A 24323-nucleotide genomic window follows, 5' to 3' on the forward strand; every position below is an offset into this window, starting at 1 on the left:
TGTTGGTCAGGCCGCTGCCCTGCGCCTGCATGACCCGCTTGCTGGCGTAGTTCTCCGAGGCGATCAGTTCGATGTGGTCTTCCTGCCGCCGGTCTTCGGCGTCCATCGCGGCGAGCAGTTCGTCGTCGTAGCCCTGGAGCTGGTCGTGCTTGCTGAACATGGCGCTGGCCTCTTGTCGTGTCGGTGTCAGGACGCTCGCTGGCGCGAGCGTGGCCGCGGCGCCGCTACGCAAGCGCGGCGCCGGGAAAGGGGTATCGCCGGAAACGCGAGGACGCCGCCGCTGGCGGCGCCCTCCTCGTCCGTCACTCCTCGCTGTACGCCTCGATCGGCGGGCAGGAGCAGGTCAGGTTGCGGTCGCCGTAGACGTTGTCGACGCGGCCCACCGGCGGCCAGTACTTGGCCTCCACCAGGCTGGCCAGCGGATAGGCGGCCTGCTCGCGGCTGTAGGCATGGTTCCATTCGCCGAGCAGTTCGGCGGCGGTGTGCGGCGCGTTCTTCAGCGGGTTGTCTTCCTTGTCCAGCTCGCCGCGTTCCACCGCGCGGATTTCCTCGCGGATGCGGATCATCGCGTCGCAGAAGCGGTCCAGCTCGGCCTTCGACTCGCTCTCGGTGGGCTCGATCATCAGCGTGCCGGCCACCGGGAAGGACATGGTCGGCGCATGGAAGCCGAAGTCCATCAGGCGCTTGGCCACGTCGTCGACGCTGATCCCGCTGCTGTCCTTGAGCGGACGCAGGTCGAGGATGCATTCGTGGGCGACCAGGCCGTTGCCGCCGGCGTAGAGCACCGGGTAGTGCTCCTCCAGGCGGTGGGCGATGTAGTTGGCATTGAGGATGGCCATTTCCGAGGCGCGCTTGAGGCCTTCGCCGCCCATCATGCGGATGTACATCCAGGTGATCGGCAGGATGCTCGCGCTGCCGTACGGCGCCGCGCTCACCGCGCCTTCCTTGCGCTCGCCGCGAGCGTGGCCGGGGAGGAACGGCGCCAGGTGCGCGCGCACGCCGATCGGGCCGACGCCCGGGCCGCCGCCGCCGTGGGGGATGCAGAAGGTCTTGTGCAGGTTCAGGTGGGAAACGTCGCCACCGAACTTGCCCGGGGCGCACAGGCCGACCATGGCGTTCATGTTGGCGCCGTCGATGTACACCTGGCCGCCGCAGTCGTGGACGATGGCGCAGATCTCGCGGATCGCTTCCTCGAACACGCCATGGGTGGACGGATAGGTGATCATCAGCGCGGCCAGGCGTTCCTTGTGCTCGCTGGCCTTGTTGCGCAGGTCCTCGACGTCGACGTTGCCGCGCGCGTCGCAGGCCACCACCACCACGCGCATGCCGACCATGCTGGCGGTAGCCGGGTTGGTACCGTGGGCGGAGGACGGGATCAGACAGATGTCGCGCTGGCTGTCGCCGCGGCTCTGGTGGTAGGCACGGATCGCCAGCAGGCCGGCGTACTCACCCTGGGAGCCGGCGTTGGGCTGCAACGACACGGCGTCGTAGCCGGTGGCGGAACAGAGCATCGCCTCCAGTTCGTCGGTGAGCTGGCGGTAGCCTTCGCTCTGCTCGGCCGGGGCGAACGGGTGCAGGTTGCCGAATTCGGCCCAGGTCACCGGGATCATCTCGCTGGCGGCGTTCAGCTTCATGGTGCAGGAGCCCAGCGGGATCATCGTGCGGTCCAGCGCCAGGTCCTTGTCCGCCAGCTTGCGCAGGTAGCGCATCAGCTCGGTTTCCGAGTGATGGCGGTTGAAGATCGGGTGGCTGAGGATCGCCGACTGGCGCAGCAGCTCGACCGGCAGGCGGTCCCCGCTGCTGGCGGCAAGGGCGGCGAAGTCCGGGAGCGCCTGGCCCTCTTCGGCCAGCAGGCCCCAGAGGGTCTCCACATCGGCCTGGCGGACGGTCTCGTCGAGCGACAGGCCGAGACGGCCGGCATCGATCTCGCGCAGGTTGATCCCGGCGGCGCGGGCCTTGGCATGGATCGCCGCGGTACGCGCGCCGGTGGCCAGGCTCAGGGTGTCGAAGAAATGCTTCTGCTCGACGGCCACGCCCAGGCGCTCCAGGCCGGCGGCGAGGATCGCGGTCAGCCGGTGGGTGCGCCGGGCGATGCGCAGCAGGCCCTGCGGGCCGTGGTAGACGGCGAACATGCTGGCGATGTTGGCCAGCAGTACCTGGGCGGTGCAGATGTTGCTGGTGGCTTTCTCGCGGCGGATGTGCTGCTCGCGGGTCTGCATGGCCAGGCGGTAGGCCGGCTTGCCGTGGCGGTCGATGGAGACGCCGACCAGGCGTCCCGGCATGTCCCGCTTGAAGGCGTCGCGGGTGGCGAAATAGGCCGCGTGCGGGCCGCCGAAGCCGAGCGGCACGCCGAAGCGCTGGGCGCTGCCGATGGCTACGTCGGCGCCGAACTCGCCCGGCGGGGTCAGCAGGGTCAGCGCCAGCAGGTCGGCGGCCACCGCGACCAGCGCATCGACCGCATGGAAGCGGCTGACCAGTTCGCGGTAGTCGACGATCTCGCCGTCGCAGGTGGGGTATTGCAGCAACGCGCCGAAGTAGGCGGAGAAGTCTTCGATGGTGCTCTCGTCGCCGACCACCACCTCGATGCCCAGCGGCTCGGCACGGGTGCGCAGCACGTCGAGGGTCTGCGGGTGGCAATGGCGGGAGGCGAAGAATGCCTGGCTGGTGCGGTTCTTCGACAGGCGCTTGCAGAAGGTCATGGCCTCGGCGGCGGCGGTCGCCTCGTCGAGCATCGAGGCGTTGGCGATCGGCAGGCCGGAGAGGTCGCTGACCAGGGTCTGGAAGTTCAGCAGCGCCTCCAGGCGGCCCTGGGAGATTTCCGGCTGGTACGGCGTGTAGGCGGTGTACCAGGCCGGGTTCTCCAGGAGGTTGCGCAGGATCGGTGCCGGGGTGTGGCAGTTGTAGTAGCCCTGGCCGATGAAGGAACGCAACGCGCGATTGCGCGCGGCGATCGCCTTCAGGCTGGCCAGCGCCTCGGCCTCGCCCATGCCGGCCGGCAGGTCGAGCACGCTGCTGCCCTTGATGCTGTCCGGGATCACGTTGCCGATCAGCGCGTCCAGCGAGTCGTAGCCCAGGCGCTGGAGCATGGCCTGGGTGTCGGCGGCGCGCGGGCCGATATGGCGGGCGATGAATTCGTCGTCGGTGCCCAGGTCGATGGCGCCGAGGTTCAGGTTATCGGTCATGACGGGATCCTCAGGCGTCGGCGTTGGCGTTCAGCAGGCGGTCGTAGGCGGCCTGGTCGAGCAGCTTTTCCCAGGCGCCGGCGTCGGCCGGACGGAAGCGGAAGAACCAGGCCTCGCCGAGCGGGTCCTGGTTGACCAGCTCCGGGGCGTCCGGCAGCGCGTCGTTGATCGCCACCACCTCGCCGTCCAGCGGCATCAGGATGTTGCTGGCGGCCTTGACCGACTCCAGCACCGCCACTTCACTGCCGGCGGCGTGTTCGCCGAGTTCCGGCAACTGCACGAATACCACGTCACCGAGGGCGTCCTGGGCGTAGGCGGTGATGCCGACGGTCAGCAGCCCGTCGTCGTCCTGGCGCAGCCATTCGTGGTCGGTGGTAAAGCGCAACTTGCTCATGCTGGATCCTCATTGTCAGCGGGTCGCCCGGTCGGGACGGGACTTTGTTCTGCGGCAGCCCGTAGCAAGCAGGGTGCCAAGCGGCCCCGGCCCTGTCGCCACGGGGCGTGGCCGGGCGCGGGGGAAACCCGGACAGGGCCGCCATGGAACGCTTTCGTTACAGACCCGCCGGACATTTCCCGAACCAGAGCGCAAACGCCTGACAGCAAAGGTTTTTCCGGCAATCGGAACGAATTCGTTCCACTCGTAACCGAAGCGTTACAGCCGATGGCACAGCCCCTGTCGCTGCAAGCTGGCGCGCAGGTGCTCGAGGAACGCACGGACCTTCCGCGTGTTGCGCCGGTGCCCCGGATAGAGGACATGGATGGAGGGCCCGAACGGCCCCGGGTCGAAGTGGTAGTCGCCGAGCAGGCGCACCAGCCGCCCTTCACCGAGCAGCGGCGCGACGCTCCACTGCGGGCAGAACTGCAGACCCAGCCCGGCCAGCAGGTGGGCGAGCAGGAAGTCGTAGTTGTCGCTGGCCAGTCGCGGGCGCGGCTGGTCGATACGCTGGCGGGCGCCGTCGCGCTCCATCCACCAGAAGTTCTGGTTCAGCGAAGGGTGCTGGAAGACCAGCCAGGCGTGCCGCTCGAAGTCCTCCGGGCCTTGCGGCGCGGGTTGCCGCGTCAGGTAGGCGGGGCTGGCGCAAAGCACGATCTGGTTCGGCGCCAGCGGCCGCGCCACCAGCCCCGGCAGGTCGATGGGGCCGTCGCGCAGGCCGAGGTCGTAGCCGCCTTCGCTGAGATCGAGGAAGGTTTCGTCGAGGTCCACCCGCAGGCTGATCCGCGGATGCGCCTCGAGGAAGCTGGCGCAGGCCTGCTGGAGGAACGCCGCGGCGAACGACGGCGGCGCGGCGAGGCGCAGTTCGCCGCGCAACTCCGACTCCAGCAGTTCGATCTCCTGCCCCGCCGTGCGCAGCGTTTCCAGGGACTGACGAGCCGCCTCCAGGTAGATCTGCCCGGCCTCGGTCAGCGCCAGGCTGCGGGTGGTGCGCTCGAACAGGCGGGCGCCGAGTTCCGCTTCCAGGTGGGCGACGGCCTTGGTCAGCGCCGAGGGCGTCTTGCCCAGGCGCTCGGCGCCACGGCTGAAGCTACCGGTTTCGGCAGTGGCGACGAACATCGCCAGGGCATTCAATTTGTCCATCGACTCCTTCCGTTCCGGCACAAGTGTTGTGCGCCGCGCCCGGTTCTGCCGGGCCGGCGCTTTGGCTAGTCTCGCCTTGCCCGGGCCACGCTACACAAGACCAAGAAGCAAAGGAAACCACCATGAAGCAACGGATTCCCACCCTCCTCGCCGGCGCCTGCCTGGCCATCCCCCTGCACGCCCTCGCCGCCGCCGACCTGCTGGTGGTCAACGCCAGGATCTTCACCGCCAATCCGCAGCAACCCTTCGCCGAGGCCCTGGCGGTGGAGGACGGGCGGGTCCTCGCGGTCGGCGACGAGGCCGGGCTGCGCGCCCTGGCCGATGGCGACAGCCAGGTCGTCGATCTCGGCGGCAAGCGCCTGATGCCCGGCCTGATCGACACCCATTCGCACGCGGTGTTCGGCGGCCTGGAGCTGGCCGGCGCGGACATGGGCAACGAACAGGTCGGCCTCGACGAACTGGAACGGCGCCTGCGCGCCTGGCGCGACAACGGCAAGGCGCGACATGGCGACATGCTCAATGTCAGCGGCATGCATACCGCCTACTGGAGCCAGGTCAAGGACTTCCGCGCGCGCTTCGACCACGGCGAATGGGCCGACCAGCCGCTGGCCTTCATCGGCAGCGACCACCACACCGGCTGGGCCAACGCCGCCATGCTGAAACGCGCCGGCATCGACGCCGCGCGGGTCCGCGCCCTGCCCGAGGAACAGCGCAACACCATCGGCCACGACGCCGACGCCACCCCCAACGGCTTCCTCGCCGATGCCGGTCTCGACGCGGTGCTTGCGGTGCTGCCGGCGCCGAGCGCGGAACAGATGCTAGAGGCCGGACGCAGCGCGGTGCGCTACAGCAACTCGCTGGGCCTGACCGCATGGATGGACCCGGCCGCCAATGGCTCGCCGGGCGACGCCCTGTTCAGCCTCAGGCCCGACGAGAACACCGTCGGCGTGCTACCGGTCTACCAGCGGCTGGCCAAGGGCGGCGAACTCAGTGCCCACGTCGCCGCCCTCCTGGTCGCCAACCCACGCAGCCGGCCGACCGACCTCGAGGTGCTGGACAAAGTGCGCCAGCGCTTCCTCGGCAGCCCCAACCTGACCCTGCCGGGAATCAAGGTGTTCGCCGACGGCGTACCGGAATACCCGGCGCAGACCGCCGCGCTCCTCGAGCCCTACCGCAACAGCAGGAAGACGGGCGAACTGCTGATCGACCCGGCGCACTTCGGCGAACTGGTCAGCGCCGCCGACGCCCGCGGCTGGCTGGTCCACGTCCACGCCATCGGCGACCGCGCGGTGCGCGAGGCGCTGAACGGCATGCAGCAGGCGCGGCGCGACCGCGACAGCGGCATCGCCCATTCGATCACCCACCTGCAACTGGTCAACCCCAAGGAATTCGAGCGCTTCAGGCCGCTCGGCGTGATCGCCTCGATGCAGCTGTACTGGGCCGCCGCCGACGAAACCACGGTGGACCTGATGAAGCCCTACATCAGCGCCTTCGCCTACCGCTACCAGTACCCGGCGCACTCCTTGCTGAGCAAGGGCGCGACCATCGCCGGGGCCAGCGACTGGCCGGTGTCCAGCCTGTCGCCGTGGAAGGCCATCCAGCAGGCGGTGACCCGCAAGGGTCCCCAGGGCGTACTCAACGCCGGCGAACGCCTGGACCGCCAGACCATGTTCTACGCCTACACCCGCAACGCTGCGCGGACCATCGGCCTGGAGCGCCGGATCGGCAGCCTGGAGCCGGGCAAGCAGGCGGACTTCATCGTCCTCGACCGCGACGTGTTCGAGGTGCCGGAGACGCAACTGGGCGAAACCAAGGTGCTGAAGACCTGGTTCGCCGGCAAGCCGGTGTATTCCAGCGAGGGCTGAGCCCGCTTCAGGCGCGCGGACCGATGCCGTACTTGCGCAGGCGGTGGGCGATGGCGGTGTGCGAGGTCTGCAGGCGCGCCGCCAACTGGCGGGTCGATGGATAGCTGACGTAGAGCTTCTCCAGCAGGGCTTTCTCGAAGCCCTCCACCGCCTCCTCCAGGCTGCCCACCTCGCCGTCGTTCTGCCGCGCCACGGCGGTGCCGGCGATCTCCAGGTCGCCGATATCCACCAGGCTGCTCTCGCAGATCGCAGCGGCGCGGAAGATCACGTTCTGCAACTGGCGCACGTTGCCCGGCCAGCGGTTGTTCAGCAGCGCCGGGTAGGTGCCCGGCGCCAGCCGGCACACCGGGCGCTGGATCTGCGCACAGGCCTGCTGCATGAAGTGCCGCGCCAGCAGCAGGATGTCGTGGCCGCGCTCGCGCAACGGCGGGACTTCCAGGCTGAGCACGTTGAGGCGGTAGAACAGGTCCTCGCGGAAGCTGCCCTCGGCGACCATCTTCTCCAGGTTGCGGTGGGTGGCGCTGAGAATCCGCACGTCGACCCTCACCTCGCGGTCGCCGCCGACCCGGCGGAAGCTGCCGTCGCTGAGGAAGCGCAGCAGCTTGGCTTGCAGATAGGGGGACATCTCGCCGATCTCGTCGAGGAACACCGTGCCCTGGTGGGCCAGCTCCAGCAGGCCTGGCTTGCCGCCGCGCTGGGCGCCGGTGAAGGCGCCGGGGGCGTAGCCGAACAGCTCGCTTTCGGCCAGGTTCTCCGGCAACGCCGCGCAGTTCAGCGCCAGGAACGGCGAGTTGTGCCGCGCACTCAGGGCGTGACAGCCGCGCGCCACCAGTTCCTTGCCGGTACCGGTCTCGCCGTGGATCAGCAGCGGCGCGTCGAGCGCCGCCACGCGCTGCGCACGGGTCTTCAGGGTGCGGATCGGCTGGGAATCGCCGAGGAGCATCTCGAACCCCTCGGCATGGTCATGGTGCAAGGCAGCCAGGCGCTCGCCGATGCGGTTCGGTTCGTAGAGGGTCAACAGGCCGCCGGCCAGGTGCCGCTCGCCCTCGCCCGGCCCTTCGGTGATCGGCGTGGCATCGAGCAGCAGGGCCTGGCCCATGAAGGTCACTTCGCGCAGCGGCAGGCGGAAGCCCTGCTCGACCAGCGCATCCTCCAGGGTTTCATCGTCGAACAGGCTGGCCAGCCTCTCGCCGGCCGGGTCGCGTCCGCAGCGCTCGCTGAAGGCCGGGTTGGCCAGCAGCACCAGGCCCTTGCCGTCCACCGCCAGCACCGGATCGGCCATCGCCGCCAGCAACGCATCGAGCTGCAAGCGGCGGCGCTGGCCGGGAAGGATGTCGACCACGGTCATCGCCTGCACGCCACGGATGCCCAGCAGCGCTGCGCGCAGTTCCTCCAGCACTTCGGGACTGAGGGTCGGCGCGTCGATGTAGACGTTCGGCGGCACCATTTCCACCGCGTCCAGGTTCAGGTTGCGCCCGCCCAGCAGCGCCAGCACCTCCTGGGTGATGCCGACACGGTCGATGAAGGAGACGTGGATGCGCATGCGGGAACCTGGACTGCGGCGACGCTCGCCATAAAGCCGTCGATTGTACGGCCTGGCGCCGCCCAGCCCAAGGGGCCGGCGTCAGGGTACGGGGCGCAGCGCCTCGCTGCGGGTGCGGTGGCTCCAGTCGCCCTCGTCGTCCATCACGGTTTCGGTCACCAGCACTCGGCCCGGCTGCTGCGGGTCGGCCTTGTACAGCACCAGTTCGGCCTCGGCATCGTCCCAGGTGGTGGAGATGTCCGGCAGCACCCGCACCCACTGGCCATCGCGGATTTCCAGCAGCGACGACTTGGTCCAGGTGCTGGTCCACCAGGTACGCAGCAGTTGCAGGCGCTCGCGGCCGCTGTCGTCGAGGCCGCCGAGGACGCTGAGCACCGCGCCGGTGCAACTGCCCAGCGGCTTGGGCGGGACGCGCGCGTCGGCGCTCCAGAGGTCGCAGCGGCAATCCTCGTATTCGTCGCACAAGGCGGCGCTGTTCGGCGCGTGGGCCACTACCCAGGCGAAATCCGCCTCGGTACCGGCGAAGCGGCCGCGAGCCAGCGGGGTGTACCGCGGGTCGACGGCGTAGCGGGTGATCTCGTCGCTCTCGCCGACGAAGCGCCAGGTATCGCCCGGCCCGGCGCGCTCGGCCAGGAGCAGCCCCGGATAGTTGCGCAGGCGTCCGTCGAGGCGTACCTGCTTGACGAAGCGCACCTCGTAGCGGCCTTCCTGGTCGCCCGGCACGATCTGCGGCGCAGCGACGATGCGCTGCTCGAAGTCGGGATGGCGGGCGAAGAAGGCCTGCTTGGCGGAGAGGGTGCGCTCGCGCGTCTGCGCGCGGCCATAGTAGTCCAGGCGCGGCGCATAGACCCCTTCCAGGGCCTTGCCGCTGCGCTGCCCGTGGGCGGCCTGCCAGCGCTGGAACAGGCCGAGGATTTCGCTTTCGGCGGCAGCCTGGACCAGCGCTGGGTACAGGCAGAAGAGCGCGGCGCAGAATACCGGGCGCAAGAGTCGGCGCATCGAGAACATCCTTGTCGTTCGATTGAGGCGAACGCCGATTGTCCCCTATCCGCCGACGCTGGCAAATGGCCCTGGACGATTTTTTCCGATTCCGCAACGCGGTGGGCATTGCGAATACGCTCCGGACAGCCTTCCCCATCTCCAGGCCGCGGCACGGCGGATAACCGCAAGCGGCTATCCGCCCCACGCCAGCCAGCCGGCTCAATGCGCCGGCAACAAGGCCTGCAACCCTTCGGCAAGCTCCAGGCTCCACGCCGCGTAGTCGTGACCGCCGGGGAACTCGCGGTAGTGCAGCGGGTAGCCCTTGCCTTGCAGCGCCGCGCGCAGGCTGCGGTTGCTGCCGAGAATGCCGTCCGCCTCGGGCTCCTCGAGCAGGCCGGAACTGAGGAAGAACGTCAGCGGCAAACGCTCGCCAGCGGCGAACTGCCGTACCAGCCACTGCGGCTGCTGCTCGTCCGGCCCCCACCAGAACGAGCCGGACAGGCTCAGCACCTTGCCGAAGCGTTCCGGATAACGGTAGGCGATGCAGCCCGAGGCCAGTCCGCCGTAGCTGGAACCGGAAAGCACGCGATCGGCAGGCTCCTCGCTCAATGCATAGCGCTGCTGCAACCAGGGCAGCAGCTCATGGGCGAGCATGTCGGCGAAGGCCTCGTTGCAGGGCAGCTCACGGCCCCGGCTGCTGGCGTCGACATTGCCGACAATCACCGCCAGGGTCGGGCGGATGCGCCCGGCAGCGATCAGGTTGTCGAGGATGGTCGGGGTCGGTACGTCGCGCGCGTAGTGGTCCTCGTCGAACAGCACCAGCAGCGGATAGCGCTGGCCCTCTGGGTCGTAGCCCGGCGGCGTGTAGAGCGTCAGCTGGCGCTGGTTGGCCAGGGCCTGGCTGCTATAGCCGAGGCGCTCCACCTTGCCGCGCGGCACGTCCTTGCGCGGCTGGTCCCAGGTCTCGGCAGGGGCGCCGCCGAGCTGCACCAGCGAGGGCTGCTCGGCCCGCGGCAGCGCGCGGCTGTTGAGCCACGGCGTACGGCTCAGCGGGTCCGGCCGCGCCGCCGCCTGCAACGCCAGGCGCAAGGTGCCGCGATCGGCCTGTTGCAGGTCCGGCAGGTCGGCGCTGAGCTGGTAGGAAACCCGCGCGTCGCGGCGCAGCGGCAGGCTCAGATAGCGTGCGTCGCTGCCGGCCAGGGCCTCGAAGCGGCGGGTGTTGACCTCCGGGGTCGGCCACAGCAGGCGCACGTCGCCGGGACGCTGCTGGCGCCAGAGGAAGGTGACCAGCACACGTTCGGCATCCAGCGGCTCCACCAGCGGCGTGCCCTGCTTCGCTACCTGCTTCCAGAACGCCTTCAGCGCGCCGGGGCGCTTTTCCGCAAGCTCCGCCTGCAGGCGTTGCAGGGTCGGGCTCTGCGGCGCCGGCGAATCAAGCGCCGGGGTCTGCGGGGTGAGGCGCTGGGTGGGGATCAGGGTCAGTGCGGTGTCTTCGTCGGCGCTGAAGGTCAGGCGCAGGCCCTGGCGCTCGCCGGCCTGCAGACCGAGCGACTGGCGTCCGGCCAGCTCCGTCGCGCGCAACGCCTTGCCGTCGGGCGTGGTGGCGCGCAGGCGGACGCGGCCGCGGTCGACCTCCAGGTCGAGCAACTGCAACTCGCCGGGGGCAAGGTCGAGGTAGCGCTGGCGGCTCTCGCCGGCAGCGATCTCGATGCGGCCATCGGCCAGCGGCACGGGCTGGGCGGCCTGGGCCGGGGTCAGCAGGTTGAGGAAAAGCAACAACGAGGTGGAAACGGCAGACATGGAATCTCCCTTCGAAGAGGCGCCGCCATCCGGGCGGCTCACCGGAAGAGACGTACGATCGCAGCGGAAATTTGCCGCTGTGATCCAGGCTAGAGCGGTTGCGCCGCGACTGGAGTAGAATCCGCCGCCTCGAAAACCGTCCGAAGGAAAATTCCGATGACCTCCCGTCTGCTGCCCGCCCTGTTGCTCTCGTCCGCATTCGCCGTCCTGGCCGGCTGCTCCACCCCGACCATCGTCACCCTCAACGATGGCCGCGAGATCCAGGCGGTGGATACCCCGCGCTATGATCGTAGTTCCGGCTTCTACGAACTGGAGCAACTGGACGGCAAGCGCACCCGCGTCAACAAGGACCAGGTGCGCAGCATCAAGGACATGTAATCCCCCGGACCCGCCATCCGCGCGGTGGCGCACTCCAGGGAAGGAGTCGAACCATGCGATCCGACCTGCACGAGGCCAACCGGCTGTCGTGGAACGCCGCCACCCGGGCGCACAACAGCCACAAGGCCGACCAGGCCGCCTTCTTCCGCAATGGCGGTTCCACGCTCTATCCCGAGGAGCTGCAACTGCTCGGCCATCTCGACGGCCTGCGCCTGCTGCATCTGCAATGCAACGCCGGACAGGACAGCCTGAGCCTGGCGCGCCTTGGCGCCCGCGTCACCGGGGTCGACATCGCCGACAGCGCCATCGACTTCGCCCGCCAGCTGTCCCGCGACAGCGGCATCGCCGCCGACTTCCAGCGCGACGACATCCTCCGCTGGCTGCCCGTCGCCGCCACTCGCGGCGAACGCTTCGAACGGGTCTTCGCCTCCTACGGCACGCTGGTCTGGCTCTCCGACCTCAAGCGCTGGGCCGACGGCATCGCCCAGGTACTGGTTCCCGGCGGGCGCTTCGTCCTGGTGGAGTTCCACCCTTTCGCCCTGTACTTCGACCCACACTGGCAACCGGCCTACGACTACTTCAGCCGCGAGCCGATCGCCGAGAGCGGCGTCAGCGACTACGTCGCCGAGTCCGGCGCCAGCCTGGCGCCCTCCGGCTACCGCGCCGGCGTCGAGAACTTCAGCAACCCTCATCCCAGCTACGAGTTCCAGTGGGGCCTGGCCGATGTGATCGGCGCCCTGCTCGGCGCCGGCCTGCAACTCGAACGGCTGGAGGAATACCCCTACGCCAACGGCTGGGCCGGCTTCGACGGCATGCGCGACGGCGGCGGCGGACGCATGCTGCCGCCCGCCGATCGTCCGCGCCTGCCGCTGATGTACGGCCTCAGCGCAAGGAAACCACGATGACCGAAGAACGCCTGCTGCGCCGCGACGAAATCCCCCTGGTCTGGGAGATCGACCGCAGCGAAGTGATCGAGCACCTGTATTCCGTCGAGGCCGGCCAACTGGTGCTGCGCCCCGAGTTCTACGACATGCGCGGCTGGCCGGAGGGCGAGGCCGAGCACTACACGCCGATCCTGCTCGACTGCTTCGACCGCGGCGGCTGGTTCCTCGGCCTGTTCGACCAGGGCCGCCTGATCGGCGCGGTAGTCCTCGACCCGCGCCGCCTCGGCCCCGAGCGCGACTGGCTGCAACTGAAGTTCCTCCACCTCAGCCACGCCTACCGCCGCCGCGGCCTCGGCGCCCACCTCTTCCACCTCGCCGCCACCCAGGCCCGCCACCTCGGCGCCAGCGCGCTCTACGTTTCGGCTACGCCGTCGCAGAACACGGTGGATTTTTATACGAGACTCGGATGCCGGCTGTGCATGGAGCCGGATGAGGAGTTGTATCGGTTGGAGCCGGAGGATGTTCATCTGGTGTTCAATCTATAGTGATGCTGAGTCTCGTTGATAATCAGCAGTGCAAATAGACTTCAAGGAATGGAAATGTACAAAGCTCTCGCTTTTCTCCTGTTAAATACATTCATCGCCGTAGTGCATGCGGAGGAAGGCTGGGAGCTTTCAGTTTCAGGACCAGCCCCTGGACAACCTGGACACGTGCCATATCCAGATAGGCGACAACCCTCGCTCGAAGCCGCTTGCGCGGCCAGCGACAGGTACTATATAGATAGCAATCTGAAGGGTGGTCACGTAGTTCTAGGGTACATCAGCAGAAAAACACTTATAGATGCCCGATACAATTCATTTTTTTGCAGCATCAGCATATTCAGAAAGTCTCCGCTAGCAGCTACATCCGGCACTGCTACCTACGGAAATCCTAACTGGTGGGGGGCCTCCGGCACGGCTGTAAACGTTACTCAGGCTCCTCCAACTGGCTGCCCATACAACCTTTTCAATGGCCGGTACGAGTGCCCCACTGACGTCTCCGATCGAAAGAACGCGGGAATCCCCAACGAAAACGGATGCCAAGGCCCCTCATCTTTCCAGGGAAACCCTATAAATGCCAGTATCGGCAATAAATTTCAACGTGAAACCGATATAGATCCGTCGCACTCCCCTCTCCAGTTCGAGAGATACTACAACAGCATTACCGGAATGTGGACGAACACCTTCCAGGAAGGCTTAAAAATAGTAGGCGAAAATATTTCCCTATCTCTACCCGATGGTCGCCAGGAACTATTCAGGCTGACTGACGGCGCAATATCGTCCGACGCAACGACGGGTACACTTTCAAAAGACCAGGCAGGCTGGAGGTATGACTACAGGGACGGAACCAGCTCACTTTTCGATGTCCAGGGCCGGCTTATCCAGAGGAAAGTCAGGGGGCAGGTCATCACGATAACCTATCCGAACCTCTCCACCACCAAGGCTAAAGATGGGTTCGGAAACACCCTAACCGTTTCCTGGAACGCAACGAAACAACCCTACCTCGTCGATTACAACGGTTCCCTGAAAGTGGAATATCTATATGACGGGGGCGCCAGGCTGGTTTCGAAGAAAACCACGTCCCAAGGACTCAACCGCACCCGGAAGTATCTCTATGCTGACAGTGGCAATGCCGGGTTAATGGTTGGAATCATCGACGAACAAGGCACGCGTTACGCCACCTGGACCTACGACAACCAAGGCCGCGCCATCTCCAGCGAACACGCCAACGGCGCCGAAAAGGTCACCCTCGCCTACAACGATGACGGCTCCACCACCGTCACCAACGAATACGGCAAGCAGGCCACCTACCGCTTCCAGGTGATCCAGGGCATCAAGCGCATCGTCGCCATCGAAGGCGAACCCTCTCCCAACTGCCCCAGCAGCAATTCCACCTTCACCTACGACGAACGCGGACTGCTCAGCAGCAAACGCGACAACAACGGCAACCTGACCACCTACCAGTACAACGCCCGTGGCCTGGAGACCTCGCGCACCGAGGCCGCCGGCACTGCGCAGGCGCGCACCATCACAACCGACTGGCACCCGACCCTGTTCCTCCCGGTGCAGGTCAGCGAGCCCGGCCGGATCACCCGCTACCAGTACGACGCCGAGGGACGCAAGACCGGCGAGACCGTCACCACCCGCTGACAAGGACGACACCCATGCGCATCCCCCCATACTTCCCCCGCCTCGGCGCCCTCGCCCTGGCCTGCGCCCTCGCCCTGCCCGCGCAGGCGGCCGAGCGCGCCTGGAGCTACAGCTACAACGCCCTCGGCCTGATCGAGCGCGCCGACGGTCCGCGCACCGATGTGCAGGACGTCACCCTCTATGCCTACGACAGTCGCGGCAACCTGACCCAGGTGACCAACGCCCTCGGCCAGGTCACCCGCCTCGGCGACTATGACGAGCGCGGCAAGCCCGGCAGCATCACCGATGCCAACGGCGTCACCAGCAGCCTCGCCTACACCGGTGTCGACGGCTGGCTGGCCTCCGTCAGCACCGCCGGCAGCACCACCCGCTTCGACTATGACGCGGTCGGCCAGATCACCCGCGTCACCCGTGGCGACGGCAGCTGGCTGAGCTACGAATACGACGACGCACGGCGCCTGGTAGCGATCGGCAACAACCTCGGCGAACGCCTCGAATACGACGTCGACACCAAGGGCAATCGCACCGCCCAGCGCATCAAGGACGCCAGCGGCAGCCTGGTGCGCCAGCAGCAATGGGCCTACGACGAGCTTGGCCGGCTGCTCCGCGCGGTCGGCGCCGGCGGCCAGACACGCAGCTTCGCCTACGACCTCAACGACAATCCGGTCGGCGAAACCAACCCGCGCCAGTTCGCCCACAGCCAGGCCTTCGATGCCCTCGACCGGCTGGTCGGCCAGAGCGATCCCCTCGGCGGCAAGACCCAACTCGCCTACGACGCCCAGGACAACCTCACCGAGGTCAAGGACCCGCGCGGCGTCACCACCCGCTACGAATACGATGGCCTCGGCAACCTGACCCGACTGGTCAGCCCGGACAGCGGCACCACCACCTTCGAGCACGACGCCGCCGGCAACGTCATCCGCCGCACCGACGCTCGCGGTGCGGTCACCGAGTATCGCTACGACGCCCTCAATCGGCTGGTCGAGCGCCGCTCGCCGAGCGACCCGAGCCTCGACGTACAGTACCGCTACGACCTCACCGCCGACGGCAACAAGGGCATCGGCCGCCTGGGCGCCATCGATGGCGCTCGCGACAGCCTGGTGTACCGCTACGACGAGCGCGGCAACCTGGTCGAGCAGGTGCGCAGCATCCGCCTCGACCAGCAGACCCTGCTCGACCGCGTGACCTACCGCTACGACGCGGCCAACCAACTGCTGGAGATCGGCTACCCCTCCGGCCTCGCCATCGGCTACCCGCGCAATGCCGGCGGCCAGGTCGCCAGCGTGACCCTGGCAGTGGGCGACAAGGCGCCGAGCACCCTGGTCGGGCAGATCGCCTACCTGCCCTTCGGCCCGCTGCAGCGCCTGACCTGGGGCAACGGCATCGCCCTCAGCCGCGAGTACGACCAGGACTACCAACTGCTGCGGCAGAAGGTCGGCCCCTGGCAGAGCGACTACCAGCACGATGCCAATGGCAATATCCAGCAGCACCGCCACAGCCTCTGGGGCGCCCTGGACTACCAGTACGACCCGCTGGACCGCCTGACCGAGGAACGCGGCGTCCAGGGCGGGCGCAGCTATGCCTACGACGCGGTCGGCAACCGCACCCAACGCAGCGACAACCCCGCCTCAGGCGGCACCGCCAGCAGCCAGGACTACCAGTACGCGCCCGACAGCAACCGATTGACCGCCATCGGCGCGCAAGCGGTGACCAGCGACGCCGCCGGCAACCTCACCCAGGACCGCGCCGCGCGCAAACTGGCCTACGACGCCCAGGGCCGCCTGCAAAGCGTCAGCCTCGACGGCCAGCAGGTCGCCGAATACCGCTACAACGCCCTCGGCCAGCGCATCGTCAAGCTCACCCCCGAGAGCGTCACCACCTACCTCTACGGTCCCGACGGCCAGTTGCTCGGCGAAGCCGAACACGACGGCAGCGGCCGGAAACTGCGAGCCCAGTACTACCTGTGGCTGGACAGCCTGCCGCTGGCCACCATCGACGCCGACTACGACGCCCAGGGCAAGGTCGGCAACCCGACCCTGCTCTACCTCCATGGCGACCACCTCGACACCCCGCGCCTGGCCACCGACGCCAGCGGCCAGATCGCCTGGCAGTGGCAGTCCGACGCCTTCGGCCGCGGCGAAGCGCTGAGCCAGGGCAGCACCCAGGTCAACCTGCGCTTCCCCGGGCAGTACTACGATGCGGAGAGCGGGCTGCACTACAACTACTTCCGCGACTATGATCCGGAGACTGGGCGGTATGTGGAGAGTGATCCGATTGGGTTGGAGGGAGGAATCAACACTTATGGTTATGTGAATGCAAATCCGATCAATCAAACAGATTGGCGAGGAACAGTCCCCGATCAAATCTGTTTAGCTGCATGCATTACCGTAGGTACAGTGACGGGTGGTTATGTAGGTACTGTGGTCGGTGGATTAGCAGGGGGGGCAGGAGGTACGCTGGTATTGCCTATAGGTGGGACGATTTCCGGCGGTGTTGCTGGTGCATCCGCAGGTGGTGCAATTGGAGCTATTGGCGGTGGTTTGGCAGGGAATGCTGCAGGAAACGCTTTTTGCCCAGAAGACGAATGTGATCCACCGGCAGGCACACAGTGTTATGAGTACAATACTGGCCACAAACACAAAGGGATGGATCCCCATTACCATATATGGCAAATGAACAAATCCCCTAATGGGTGCTTCTGGAATAAAAAAAGAGGACTGGCAGACACTCACCCCGTACAACCCAGCGGACTTTCGTCCTGCTCATCGTACTCAAGTTGGACTAGTCAAAACGGAGGTTAAGCTATGGAGTTCAAATGCATCGGGTTCGATATTAGGCTCCCCGAAAGTCTTGATAATATTTCAGCCGACGCCACAGCCTGGCCGCAAGACACTCAACTTTATGAGAGGGCACTTAATAGTCTAAAACTTCAAGAAAACGAGTTACAGCTAATCCAGATAGATACGCAAGAACAACTAGCGGAGCTTCAAGGCCTTATCAAGGCAGAAGGGAATGGCTCTGTTCTACTATCAATGGAAGTATACAGCGAAGTAATTGACGCACTAAAGCTCTCTCGATTTCGTGATTTCAACTCAACTCAGGCCAGCATAGCCAGCTGGACCGAACTGGGTCTGGATGTATGCGATATAAACGGATACTTCTCTATACTTAAAATGGAGACTTCAATCTCTCAAGAAATATTAATACCGCCAAAAGAGATTGAGAAAGCTCACGCAATTTGCGAAGCAGCCAACATCCTCATCAAAGAACACGCCCCCTTCGTTACTATAAAGTTGCGACACTATTCAGGCTCTGCATGACTCAAAAAAAATAACGCAACCCTAATTGCAGCTAATCTATATCAGACGACTCTCTTAAGTAGCCGCGACAAATAGAAAAATTAACTACGAGGAAAGAGGGGCAGATTTATTTTTACCACTATAATTTCAGCGACTGCCCACGCTAAACCACTCAAAGCGAATAATTCGCTAAACCACTCGCTCCTGCCTAGGCATCGGAAAGTCCCCTTACGGCATCTGCGCAGGATGCCTCCATGCTCAGAAAGTTTAGAGTAGATAAAATAAATCTGCACTTTTATTCACGAATTCAGAGAAAAAATGTCATTTGAATGCACATTAGAGATAACTGCCAACCCTAGCCTAAAATTTGACCTTTCTTCATTTATCACAAGCCTACCCATCCGACACACATTCAAAAACAAGAAAAATAGCACTATCTCAGTATCCACGGATGACTTCAGCTTCTCTAACTGGTTGGATTTTGAAAATAATGCTTACTCCTTCCTTAAGGGCTTGACCTTCATGACTAATGAGGAAGAAATTAGCAACCTAATCTTTAGAATCGCAATTTACTACAATACAGATGAAACTGTCATATTTCCTTTCCACCTTTCAAAAAAAATGATCAATAAAATCCATGAAATGAAACTTTCCGTAGAAATAAATGGCTACCCAAGCACCAACTAAAGCCAGACACAAAGAACTCCAGAGACAGAGGAAAACTCTATACTATAAAGAGAAAATAAATATATTTATTTTCTCGCCCCTTTGCCTTTCTTGACAGATCAAAATAACTCAATTTTTGGGAAAACGGAGATACGATGAGCAGCGTATTCATACTTCACCACACATACGGAAACTCCGAGAGCGAAAGTTATAAGATTCTAGGAATATTCCGTACAAAGACCAAGGCAAACTCAGAAATTTCCAAATATCTAGAACTTCCAGGATTCAAAGAATCCCCTAACGGTTTTACTGTTACCGAGTATGCTCTTGATGAACCACATTGGTTAAGTGGATTCGAAGGAGCACAGTCTGTTGTTATAGAAGACAGGTAACGCGGGAAGGAAGTAGGGCGAATAACCGCACCGCGGTTATCCGCCAATGTAGCGGGGTATCGGCGGATAACGCCTTTGGCGTTATTCACCCTACGGCAGCGCTGGCCAGGAAAGGGATGGAGGCGCGACGCGCCTCTCACTTCACCGGCAGGTCCTTGCCCCACAGGCGCACCGCCTTGATCCCTTCCGCGCCGCCTTCGAAGACGAAGGTCTGGCGGATGCCGGCCTTGGCCGGGACGGTGACATCGTCGGGGTTGGCGAGGGCGACCAGGGCGTTGGAGTAGCCGTCGTTGTCGATCACCAGCAGCGCGCCGGTCTGGGTCAGGTTGATCAGGCGCACGGTGGCGTCGCCGTCGTTCTTGAAGCCGAGGGTGACGGCCAGTTGCTGGTCGCGCGGCTCGGTCTTGAGCACTTCGACCTGGCCGATCTCGGCGAAGCCGGCGTTGTCGGAGACCACCTTGGCGCCATCAGCGCCTTGGGCCGACTGGCGGCCGCTGGTGATGCCCTCGCTGACCCCGCCGAGGAGGTTCTTGCCGGTCTCGATGGCCGAGGACACCGCGGCCTTGGCCGCGTCCTTGACCGAGCTGCCCTCCTCCGCGGCCACGGCGCTGCCGGCGGCCAGGGGCAGGAGCAGTCCCAATGCGGCGATCCTTGCGTTCATTCGTCCATCCTCTGGTGGTGTGGGAGGCAGCCAGACTAACAGCCGTCTAGCGGCCGTTCCAGTGGCGCGCCCGGCGCTTGCGCCACCAGATGTAGACACCGGTCAGCGACAGCCCGGCGATGGCCAGGCCGAGGGCGGCGATGGCGATGCGTCCCGGCAGGCCGGCGATGCGCCCGCCGTGGATCGGGTACTGCAAGCGGTAGAAACGCTCTCCCCAACTGCCCTGCCCGGCGACTTCCTGGCCGAGCAGGCGGCCGTCGCTGCCGTGGAAGAACAGCCAGGACTTGCCCATGGGGTCGTCGTGGTCGCCGAAGCCGGCGCCGAAGAAGTTGTATTCGAAGCTGTAGTACAGCTCGCCGATCGGCTCGGCGATGCCCAGCCGCGCCGCTTCGGCGCTGGCCAACTGGAAGGTGCGGTCGTAGTCCAGGCGGGTCTCCCCCAGTTGTTCCCTGGGCAGCCGCCCGCGCGCCTCGTAGACGCTCGGTTCGATCGGCGAGAACAGCGATACCAGCGGCTTGAACACCTGGCTCGGCAGGTTCAGGGCGACGCTGCTCAGCGCCACCGGTGCCAGCAGCAGCCAGAGCCAGAGGCCGCCGGCGCGATGCAGGTCGAAGTTGAAGCGGTAGGCGTTGCCGCGCTTGATCTTCCAGGCGGTGGCCCACTTGCTCCAGAACGGCCGGCCGCGCGGCAGGGTCAGCCAGGCGCCGACGAAGCAGTCGAGGAACCAGAACATCGCCACCCCGCCCATCAGGTACAGGCCCCAGTTCCCCGGCAGGGTCAGGTTGTGGTGGAACTCCAGGACCCAGGGAACCAGGTTCGCCGGCTGGAAGCAACAGGCCGCCCAGAGGCGCTTGCCGACTTCCTCGCCGCTGACCGGGTCGAGGTAGAACACGTCGTGCTCGACCTTGGCGCCGGCCTCGCGCGGCACGGTGGCGAGCAACGCCGGATGCCCGCCCGCCTCGGGATACTCCATGTACCACACCAGTTGTCGCGGATAGCGTGACTCGACGCGTTGCACCAGGCTGCCCGGGGAAAGGCGCTCGCCGCCCTCGCCCACGGCGTAGAAGCCGGGGTTCAGCCATTCGTCGATTTCATGATGGAAGGCCAGCAGGCTGCCGGTGAGACCGGCGAGGAAAAGGAACAGCGCGGTAGCCAGACCGACATAGCGGTGCAGCAGGACCAGGACGGGGCGCATGGGGGCTCCAGGTAACCAGGGTACGGCCGGCGACGCCGGCGAATGCCCGGCGCGTACGTTGCGCGCCGGGCTGCTTGGCCGGTACCGCGGCGCTGGCGCCGGGGCCCGGGTGGACGGTCAGAACTGGTAGTTCACCGTCGCGGTCACGTTGCGCTTCTCGCCGAAGTAGCAGAAGTCCAGGCTGTAGCAGGACGCCACGTAGTCCTTGTCCAGCAGGTTGTTGGCATTGAGGCTGACGTCCAGGCCTTTCAGGCCGAGCTTGCCGAGGTCGTAGCCGATCCGCGCGTCGACCAGGGTGTAGTCCGGCACCCGCAAGGTGTTTTCCTTGTCCGCCCAGGTCTCGCCGACGTAGCGCGCGCCGCCGCCGATGCTCAGACCGCTGAGCGGGCCGGCGTCGAAGGCATAGTCGGCCCACAGCGAAGCCATGTGCTTGGGCGCCTGGTTCGGCGTATGGCCCTGGTTGCCGTCCAGCGACTTGGTGTAGGTGATGTCGGTGTAGGTGTAGCTGCCGAGCAGCTTCAGGTTGTCGCTGAGCTGGGTATGGGCCTCCAGTTCGAGCCCCTGGGAGCGCACTTCGCCGACCGAGGTGTAGAAGTTGTCCTGGGGCTCCTTGGAGGCGACGTTTTCCTGGGTGATATGGAACAGCGAGGCGGTGTAGAAGCTGTTGCTGCCCGGCGCCTGGAACTTCAGGCCGAGTTCCCACTGCTTGCCCTCGGTGGGCGCCAGGGGCGTGCCGGAGGCGTCTGAATAGGCGTTCGGGTTGAACGACTCGGAGTAGCTGACGTAGGGCGCCAGGCCGTTGTCGAACAGGTACAGCGCGCCGATCCGCCCGGTGAATTTCTCCCAGTCGTCGTCGGCCTTGCTGCCGGTGCTGCGGTTCTTGTCGGTGACGCTGACCCAGTCCTGGCGCAGGCCGAGCGAGAAGCGCCACTGGTCGATGTCGATCAGGTCCTGGAGGTAGACGCCGGTCTGCTCCAGGCGGCGGGTGTGGTTGTCGTCCGGGAAATAGCTGATGGCGTCGTCGCCGTAGATCGGGTTGAACGCGTCCAGCGCCGAGGCCGAGCCGGAACGCCAGTCGACCACAGTGCGCCGGCGCTGATAGTCGAGGCCGGTGAGCAGGGTGTGGCGCGCCGCGCCGGTGGCGAATTCGGCCTGCAGCATGTTGTCGACGATATACGCCTGCAGGTGCTCGCGGGCGCCGCTGAAGTAGCGGTTCAGCTTGTTCGGCTCGCTGGCGCTCCAGCCGTAGGCGTAGACCTGCGACAGGTCGACGTCGGAGTCCAGGTAGCGGAAGTTCTGCCGCGCCGACCAGACGTCGTCGATGCGGTGCTCCAGCTGGTAGCCGAACATCCGCTGGGTGCGGTCGAAGTCGTCCTTGCTCGGCTCGCCATCGAAGAACTCGCGGGAGATGTGCCGGCCGTTGTGGTGCGACAGGGTGCCGTCGGCCGGTACGCCGCCGTGGTAGCCCCCGTTGGGATCGTGTTGCAGGTAGCCTTGCAGGGTCAGGGTGGTGTCATCGCTGAAGTCGATGGCCAGGGTCGGGGCGATGGCGTAGCGCTCCTCCTTGACGTGATCGAACTGGGTGTCCGAGCCCTTGCCGAGACCGACCAGGCGGTAGGCGATGCGCTTCTCCTCGTCGAGCGGCCCGCTGAAATCGAAGCCCATCTCCTTCTGGCCCATGTTGCCGATGCTGCCGGTGATCTGGCGGTAGTCCTCGTACAACGGCTTCTTGCTGGTCAGCGCCACCAGGCCGCCCGGCAGGCTACGGCCGTAGAGCACCGAGGACGGGCCCTTGAGCACATCGATGCGTTCGAGGAAGTACGGGTCGACCTGCATCGAGCTGAAGGTACCGCTGTCGCCCATGGCCTTGAGGCCGTCGAGGTAGATGTTGTCCACGCTGTTGTCGGCGAAGCCGCGCATCACCACGTAGTCGTAGCGGTTGGAGGCGCCGACCTGGCCGGTGAAGATGCCGGGGGTATAGCGCATCGCCTGCTGCACGGTCTTGGAGGCGGTGTCGTCGATCTGCTCGCGGGTGATCACCGAGACGGTCTGGCTGGTTTCCAGCAGCGGCTTGCTGGTCTTGGTGGCGATCTGGCTATGGGTGGCCAGGTAGCCATCGGTGCTGCCCAGGTTGTTGCCGAGGGCGAAGACTTCCACCGCCTGCATGTTCAGCACGTCGCCGTCCTTTGCCGGCGCCTCGCGCAAGACGAAGCTGCCGTCGCCCTGGTCTTCCGCTTCCAGCGGGGTGTCGGCGAGCAGCCGGGCCAGGCCCTGCTGCACGGTGAAACTGCCGCGCAACCCCTGGGAGCTGTAGCCACCGGTCTGCGCCGGAGTGGCCGAGAGGGTGATGCCGGCTTCGCGGGCGAAGCGGTTGAGCACGTCACCCAACTGTCCGGCGGGGATCGCATAGGGCCGCGCCTGTTCCGCCGCCGCTTCGGCGGCCGAGGCGCAGAGCGGCGCCGCGCCGGCCGCCATGGCCAGCGACAGCAGGGCCGCGCGCACCGAACGGCTCAGGCGCGAGGCGCGGGGGAAATCGAGGGACGACGGGGCATTGCGGAGGACGACGGCGGTGGCGGTCATGAACGGGATCCGTTGGAGTCGTTGAAGGGTGTTCAATCGATAAAGCCGGACCAGTCGCGGAAAGCCGACAAAAATAATGAAAATAATTTTCAGTGCGTTTCGCTCCGGGCGGAAGCAAGCGTCCACGCGGCCGCCGGCGCGACTCAGGCGGCGACCACCCTCACCCACCAGCGGGTATGCCGCTGCAGGCGCACCGGCAGGGTCCGCGCGAGCACCTGCAACAGCTTGTCGGTGTCGTCCAGGCGGTAGACCCCGGACAGGCGCAGGTCGGCGACCTCCGCGGCGCAGCCGAGGTAGCCGTTGCGGTAGCGGCTGACCTCGGCGAGGAAGTCGGCCAGGCGCATGTCGCGGGTGACGATCAGGCCATCGGCCCAGGCCACGGCGTCCATCTGCGGCCGTTCGAGGCGCCGCACGCCGTCGGCGGCGATCCGATAGCTCTGCCCCGCCTCGGCCACCGGAGCCTGCAGCGGACGCGCGCCGAAGGCATCGATGCGCACCGAACCCTCGCTGACGCTGAGACAGGTGGCGGCATCTTGCAGGCGTACGTTGAAACGGGTGCCGAGGGCCTCGAACAGCCCTTGCGCGGTACGTACCCGCAGCGGCCTGTGCGTGGGCGATTGCGTATCGGCGCCGCTGGCGAGGAAGATCTCGCCGCGGGCGAGGAGGATCAGGCGCTGGCCGGCGTCGTAGCGCACGTCGACCGCGCTGTCGGTGTTCAGTTGCAGGCGGGTGCCGTCGACCAGCTCGATACTGCGTCGCTCGCCGGTGGCGGTGCTGTAGTCGGCGCTCAGGCGCTGCCAGGGCAGGCTGTCGCGACCGACCCAGGCCACAGCGCCGCCAGCCACCAGCAGCGACAGCAGTTTCAGCGCCTGGCGCCGCTGCAGGCGCTGCGCGCTGCTGTCCAGGGTGCCGTAGGCGACCCCGCCGGGCAGCGCCTTGAAGCGTCCGTGCAGTTCTTCGTTGAGCGCGCTGACCTGCTGCCAGGCCCGCTCGTGCTCGCCGTGCTCCGCGCGCCAGGCCGCGCAGGCGCGCTGCAGGCGATCGTCGGCCGGCTGCGAGCGCAGGCGGACCAGCCAGTGGATGGCCTGCCTGACCACCGCTTCGTCGACCCTACCGCGCGTCCCGTCCACGG

The 24323-nt window shown here is 65.8% G+C and carries 18 protein-coding genes and 1 pseudogene; 8 read left to right on the forward strand and 11 right to left on the reverse strand.

The annotated features are described in order from the left end of the window. From glyA to LT948_RS31320, 4 genes and pseudogenes are all read right to left on the reverse strand, one after another. Positions 1 to 160 (reverse strand): annotated as a pseudogene (gene glyA / locus LT948_RS31305) (serine hydroxymethyltransferase); the annotation flags it as partial. A 142-nt stretch (positions 161 to 302) separates the two neighbouring features. Next, complete coding sequence (gene gcvP, locus LT948_RS31310) at positions 303 to 3182, reverse strand: aminomethyl-transferring glycine dehydrogenase (protein ID WP_019726243.1); 2880 nt, start codon at positions 3180 to 3182, stop codon at positions 303 to 305. Between the two features lie 10 nt (positions 3183 to 3192). Beyond that, the gene (gene gcvH, locus LT948_RS31315; protein WP_003089718.1) at positions 3193 to 3576 is read right to left on the reverse strand and encodes a glycine cleavage system protein GcvH; all 384 of its coding nucleotides are present in this window, start codon (positions 3574 to 3576) and stop codon (positions 3193 to 3195) included. A gap of 258 nt (positions 3577 to 3834) precedes the next feature. Continuing rightward, positions 3835 to 4758, reverse strand: a complete 924-nt coding sequence (locus tag LT948_RS31320; protein WP_033985269.1) for a LysR family transcriptional regulator — start codon at positions 4756 to 4758, stop codon at positions 3835 to 3837. Positions 4759 to 4880: 122 nt separating this feature from the next. Between LT948_RS31320 and LT948_RS31325 the strand changes: the two genes are divergently transcribed. After that, entirely contained in the window at positions 4881 to 6623 is a 1743-nt protein-coding gene (locus LT948_RS31325) for an amidohydrolase (protein WP_033995077.1), read from the forward strand. A gap of 7 nt (positions 6624 to 6630) precedes the next feature. Here LT948_RS31325 and LT948_RS31330 read toward each other — a convergent pair whose 3' ends face one another. The 3 genes from LT948_RS31330 to LT948_RS31340 form a co-directional block, all read right to left on the reverse strand. Next, positions 6631 to 8166 (reverse strand): sigma-54-dependent transcriptional regulator, encoded by a 1536-nt coding sequence (locus LT948_RS31330; RefSeq protein ID WP_009876510.1) that lies wholly within the window; start codon positions 8164 to 8166, stop codon positions 6631 to 6633. 81 nt (positions 8167 to 8247) lie between these two features. Further along, positions 8248 to 9165, reverse strand: a complete 918-nt coding sequence (locus LT948_RS31335) for a hypothetical protein (protein ID WP_003122400.1) — start codon at positions 9163 to 9165, stop codon at positions 8248 to 8250. Between the two features lie 201 nt (positions 9166 to 9366). After that, entirely contained in the window at positions 9367 to 10947 is a 1581-nt protein-coding gene (locus LT948_RS31340; protein WP_073657116.1) for an alpha/beta hydrolase, read from the reverse strand. Between the two features lie 156 nt (positions 10948 to 11103). On the opposite strand from LT948_RS31340, the gene LT948_RS31345 reads away from it, so the two are divergent. The 7 genes from LT948_RS31345 (at position 11104) to LT948_RS31375 (ending at position 18755) form a co-directional block, all read left to right on the forward strand. Further along, complete coding sequence (locus tag LT948_RS31345) at positions 11104 to 11325, forward strand: YgdI/YgdR family lipoprotein (RefSeq protein WP_003089729.1); 222 nt, start codon at positions 11104 to 11106, stop codon at positions 11323 to 11325. A 53-nt stretch (positions 11326 to 11378) separates the two neighbouring features. Continuing rightward, complete coding sequence (locus tag LT948_RS31350; protein ID WP_003089732.1) at positions 11379 to 12230, forward strand: class I SAM-dependent methyltransferase; 852 nt, start codon at positions 11379 to 11381, stop codon at positions 12228 to 12230. Next, the gene (locus LT948_RS31355) at positions 12227 to 12754 is read left to right on the forward strand and encodes a GNAT family N-acetyltransferase (protein WP_003089734.1); all 528 of its coding nucleotides are present in this window, start codon (positions 12227 to 12229) and stop codon (positions 12752 to 12754) included. Before LT948_RS31350 ends, LT948_RS31355 begins: the two co-directional genes overlap by 4 nt. A gap of 513 nt (positions 12755 to 13267) precedes the next feature. Beyond that, positions 13268 to 14398 (forward strand): DUF6531 domain-containing protein, encoded by a 1131-nt coding sequence (locus tag LT948_RS31360; protein WP_369810018.1) that lies wholly within the window; start codon positions 13268 to 13270, stop codon positions 14396 to 14398. A gap of 14 nt (positions 14399 to 14412) precedes the next feature. Further along, positions 14413 to 17199: an RHS repeat domain-containing protein gene (locus LT948_RS31365; protein WP_096068307.1), complete on the forward strand. Its 2787-nt coding sequence runs from the start codon at positions 14413 to 14415 to the stop codon at positions 17197 to 17199. 3 nt (positions 17200 to 17202) lie between these two features. Further along, positions 17203 to 17718 carry a hypothetical protein gene (locus LT948_RS31370; protein WP_057380423.1) on the forward strand — a complete coding sequence of 172 codons (516 nt, stop codon included), beginning with the start codon at positions 17203 to 17205 and terminating at the stop codon, positions 17716 to 17718. 800 nt (positions 17719 to 18518) lie between these two features. Next, the gene (locus tag LT948_RS31375) at positions 18519 to 18755 is read left to right on the forward strand and encodes a DUF7336 domain-containing protein (protein WP_052022135.1); all 237 of its coding nucleotides are present in this window, start codon (positions 18519 to 18521) and stop codon (positions 18753 to 18755) included. Between the two features lie 136 nt (positions 18756 to 18891). Here LT948_RS31375 and LT948_RS31380 read toward each other — a convergent pair whose 3' ends face one another. The 4 genes from LT948_RS31380 to foxR form a co-directional block, all read right to left on the reverse strand. Beyond that, positions 18892 to 19416, reverse strand: a complete 525-nt coding sequence (locus LT948_RS31380) for a hypothetical protein (RefSeq protein WP_003089762.1) — start codon at positions 19414 to 19416, stop codon at positions 18892 to 18894. A 46-nt stretch (positions 19417 to 19462) separates the two neighbouring features. Then, positions 19463 to 20611 (reverse strand): PepSY-associated TM helix domain-containing protein, encoded by a 1149-nt coding sequence (locus LT948_RS31385; RefSeq protein ID WP_019486300.1) that lies wholly within the window; start codon positions 20609 to 20611, stop codon positions 19463 to 19465. A 117-nt stretch (positions 20612 to 20728) separates the two neighbouring features. Then, positions 20729 to 23191, reverse strand: a complete 2463-nt coding sequence (gene foxA / locus LT948_RS31390; protein WP_023091724.1) for a ferrioxamine receptor FoxA — start codon at positions 23189 to 23191, stop codon at positions 20729 to 20731. A 143-nt stretch (positions 23192 to 23334) separates the two neighbouring features. Beyond that, complete coding sequence (gene foxR / locus LT948_RS31395) at positions 23335 to 24321, reverse strand: anti-sigma factor FoxR (RefSeq protein ID WP_021264848.1); 987 nt, start codon at positions 24319 to 24321, stop codon at positions 23335 to 23337. Positions 24322 to 24323 lie beyond the last annotated feature (2 nt).

It is taken from the genome of Pseudomonas sp. CP-1 (assembly GCF_021213715.1).
Taxonomy (GTDB): domain Bacteria; phylum Pseudomonadota; class Gammaproteobacteria; order Pseudomonadales; family Pseudomonadaceae; genus Pseudomonas; species Pseudomonas aeruginosa.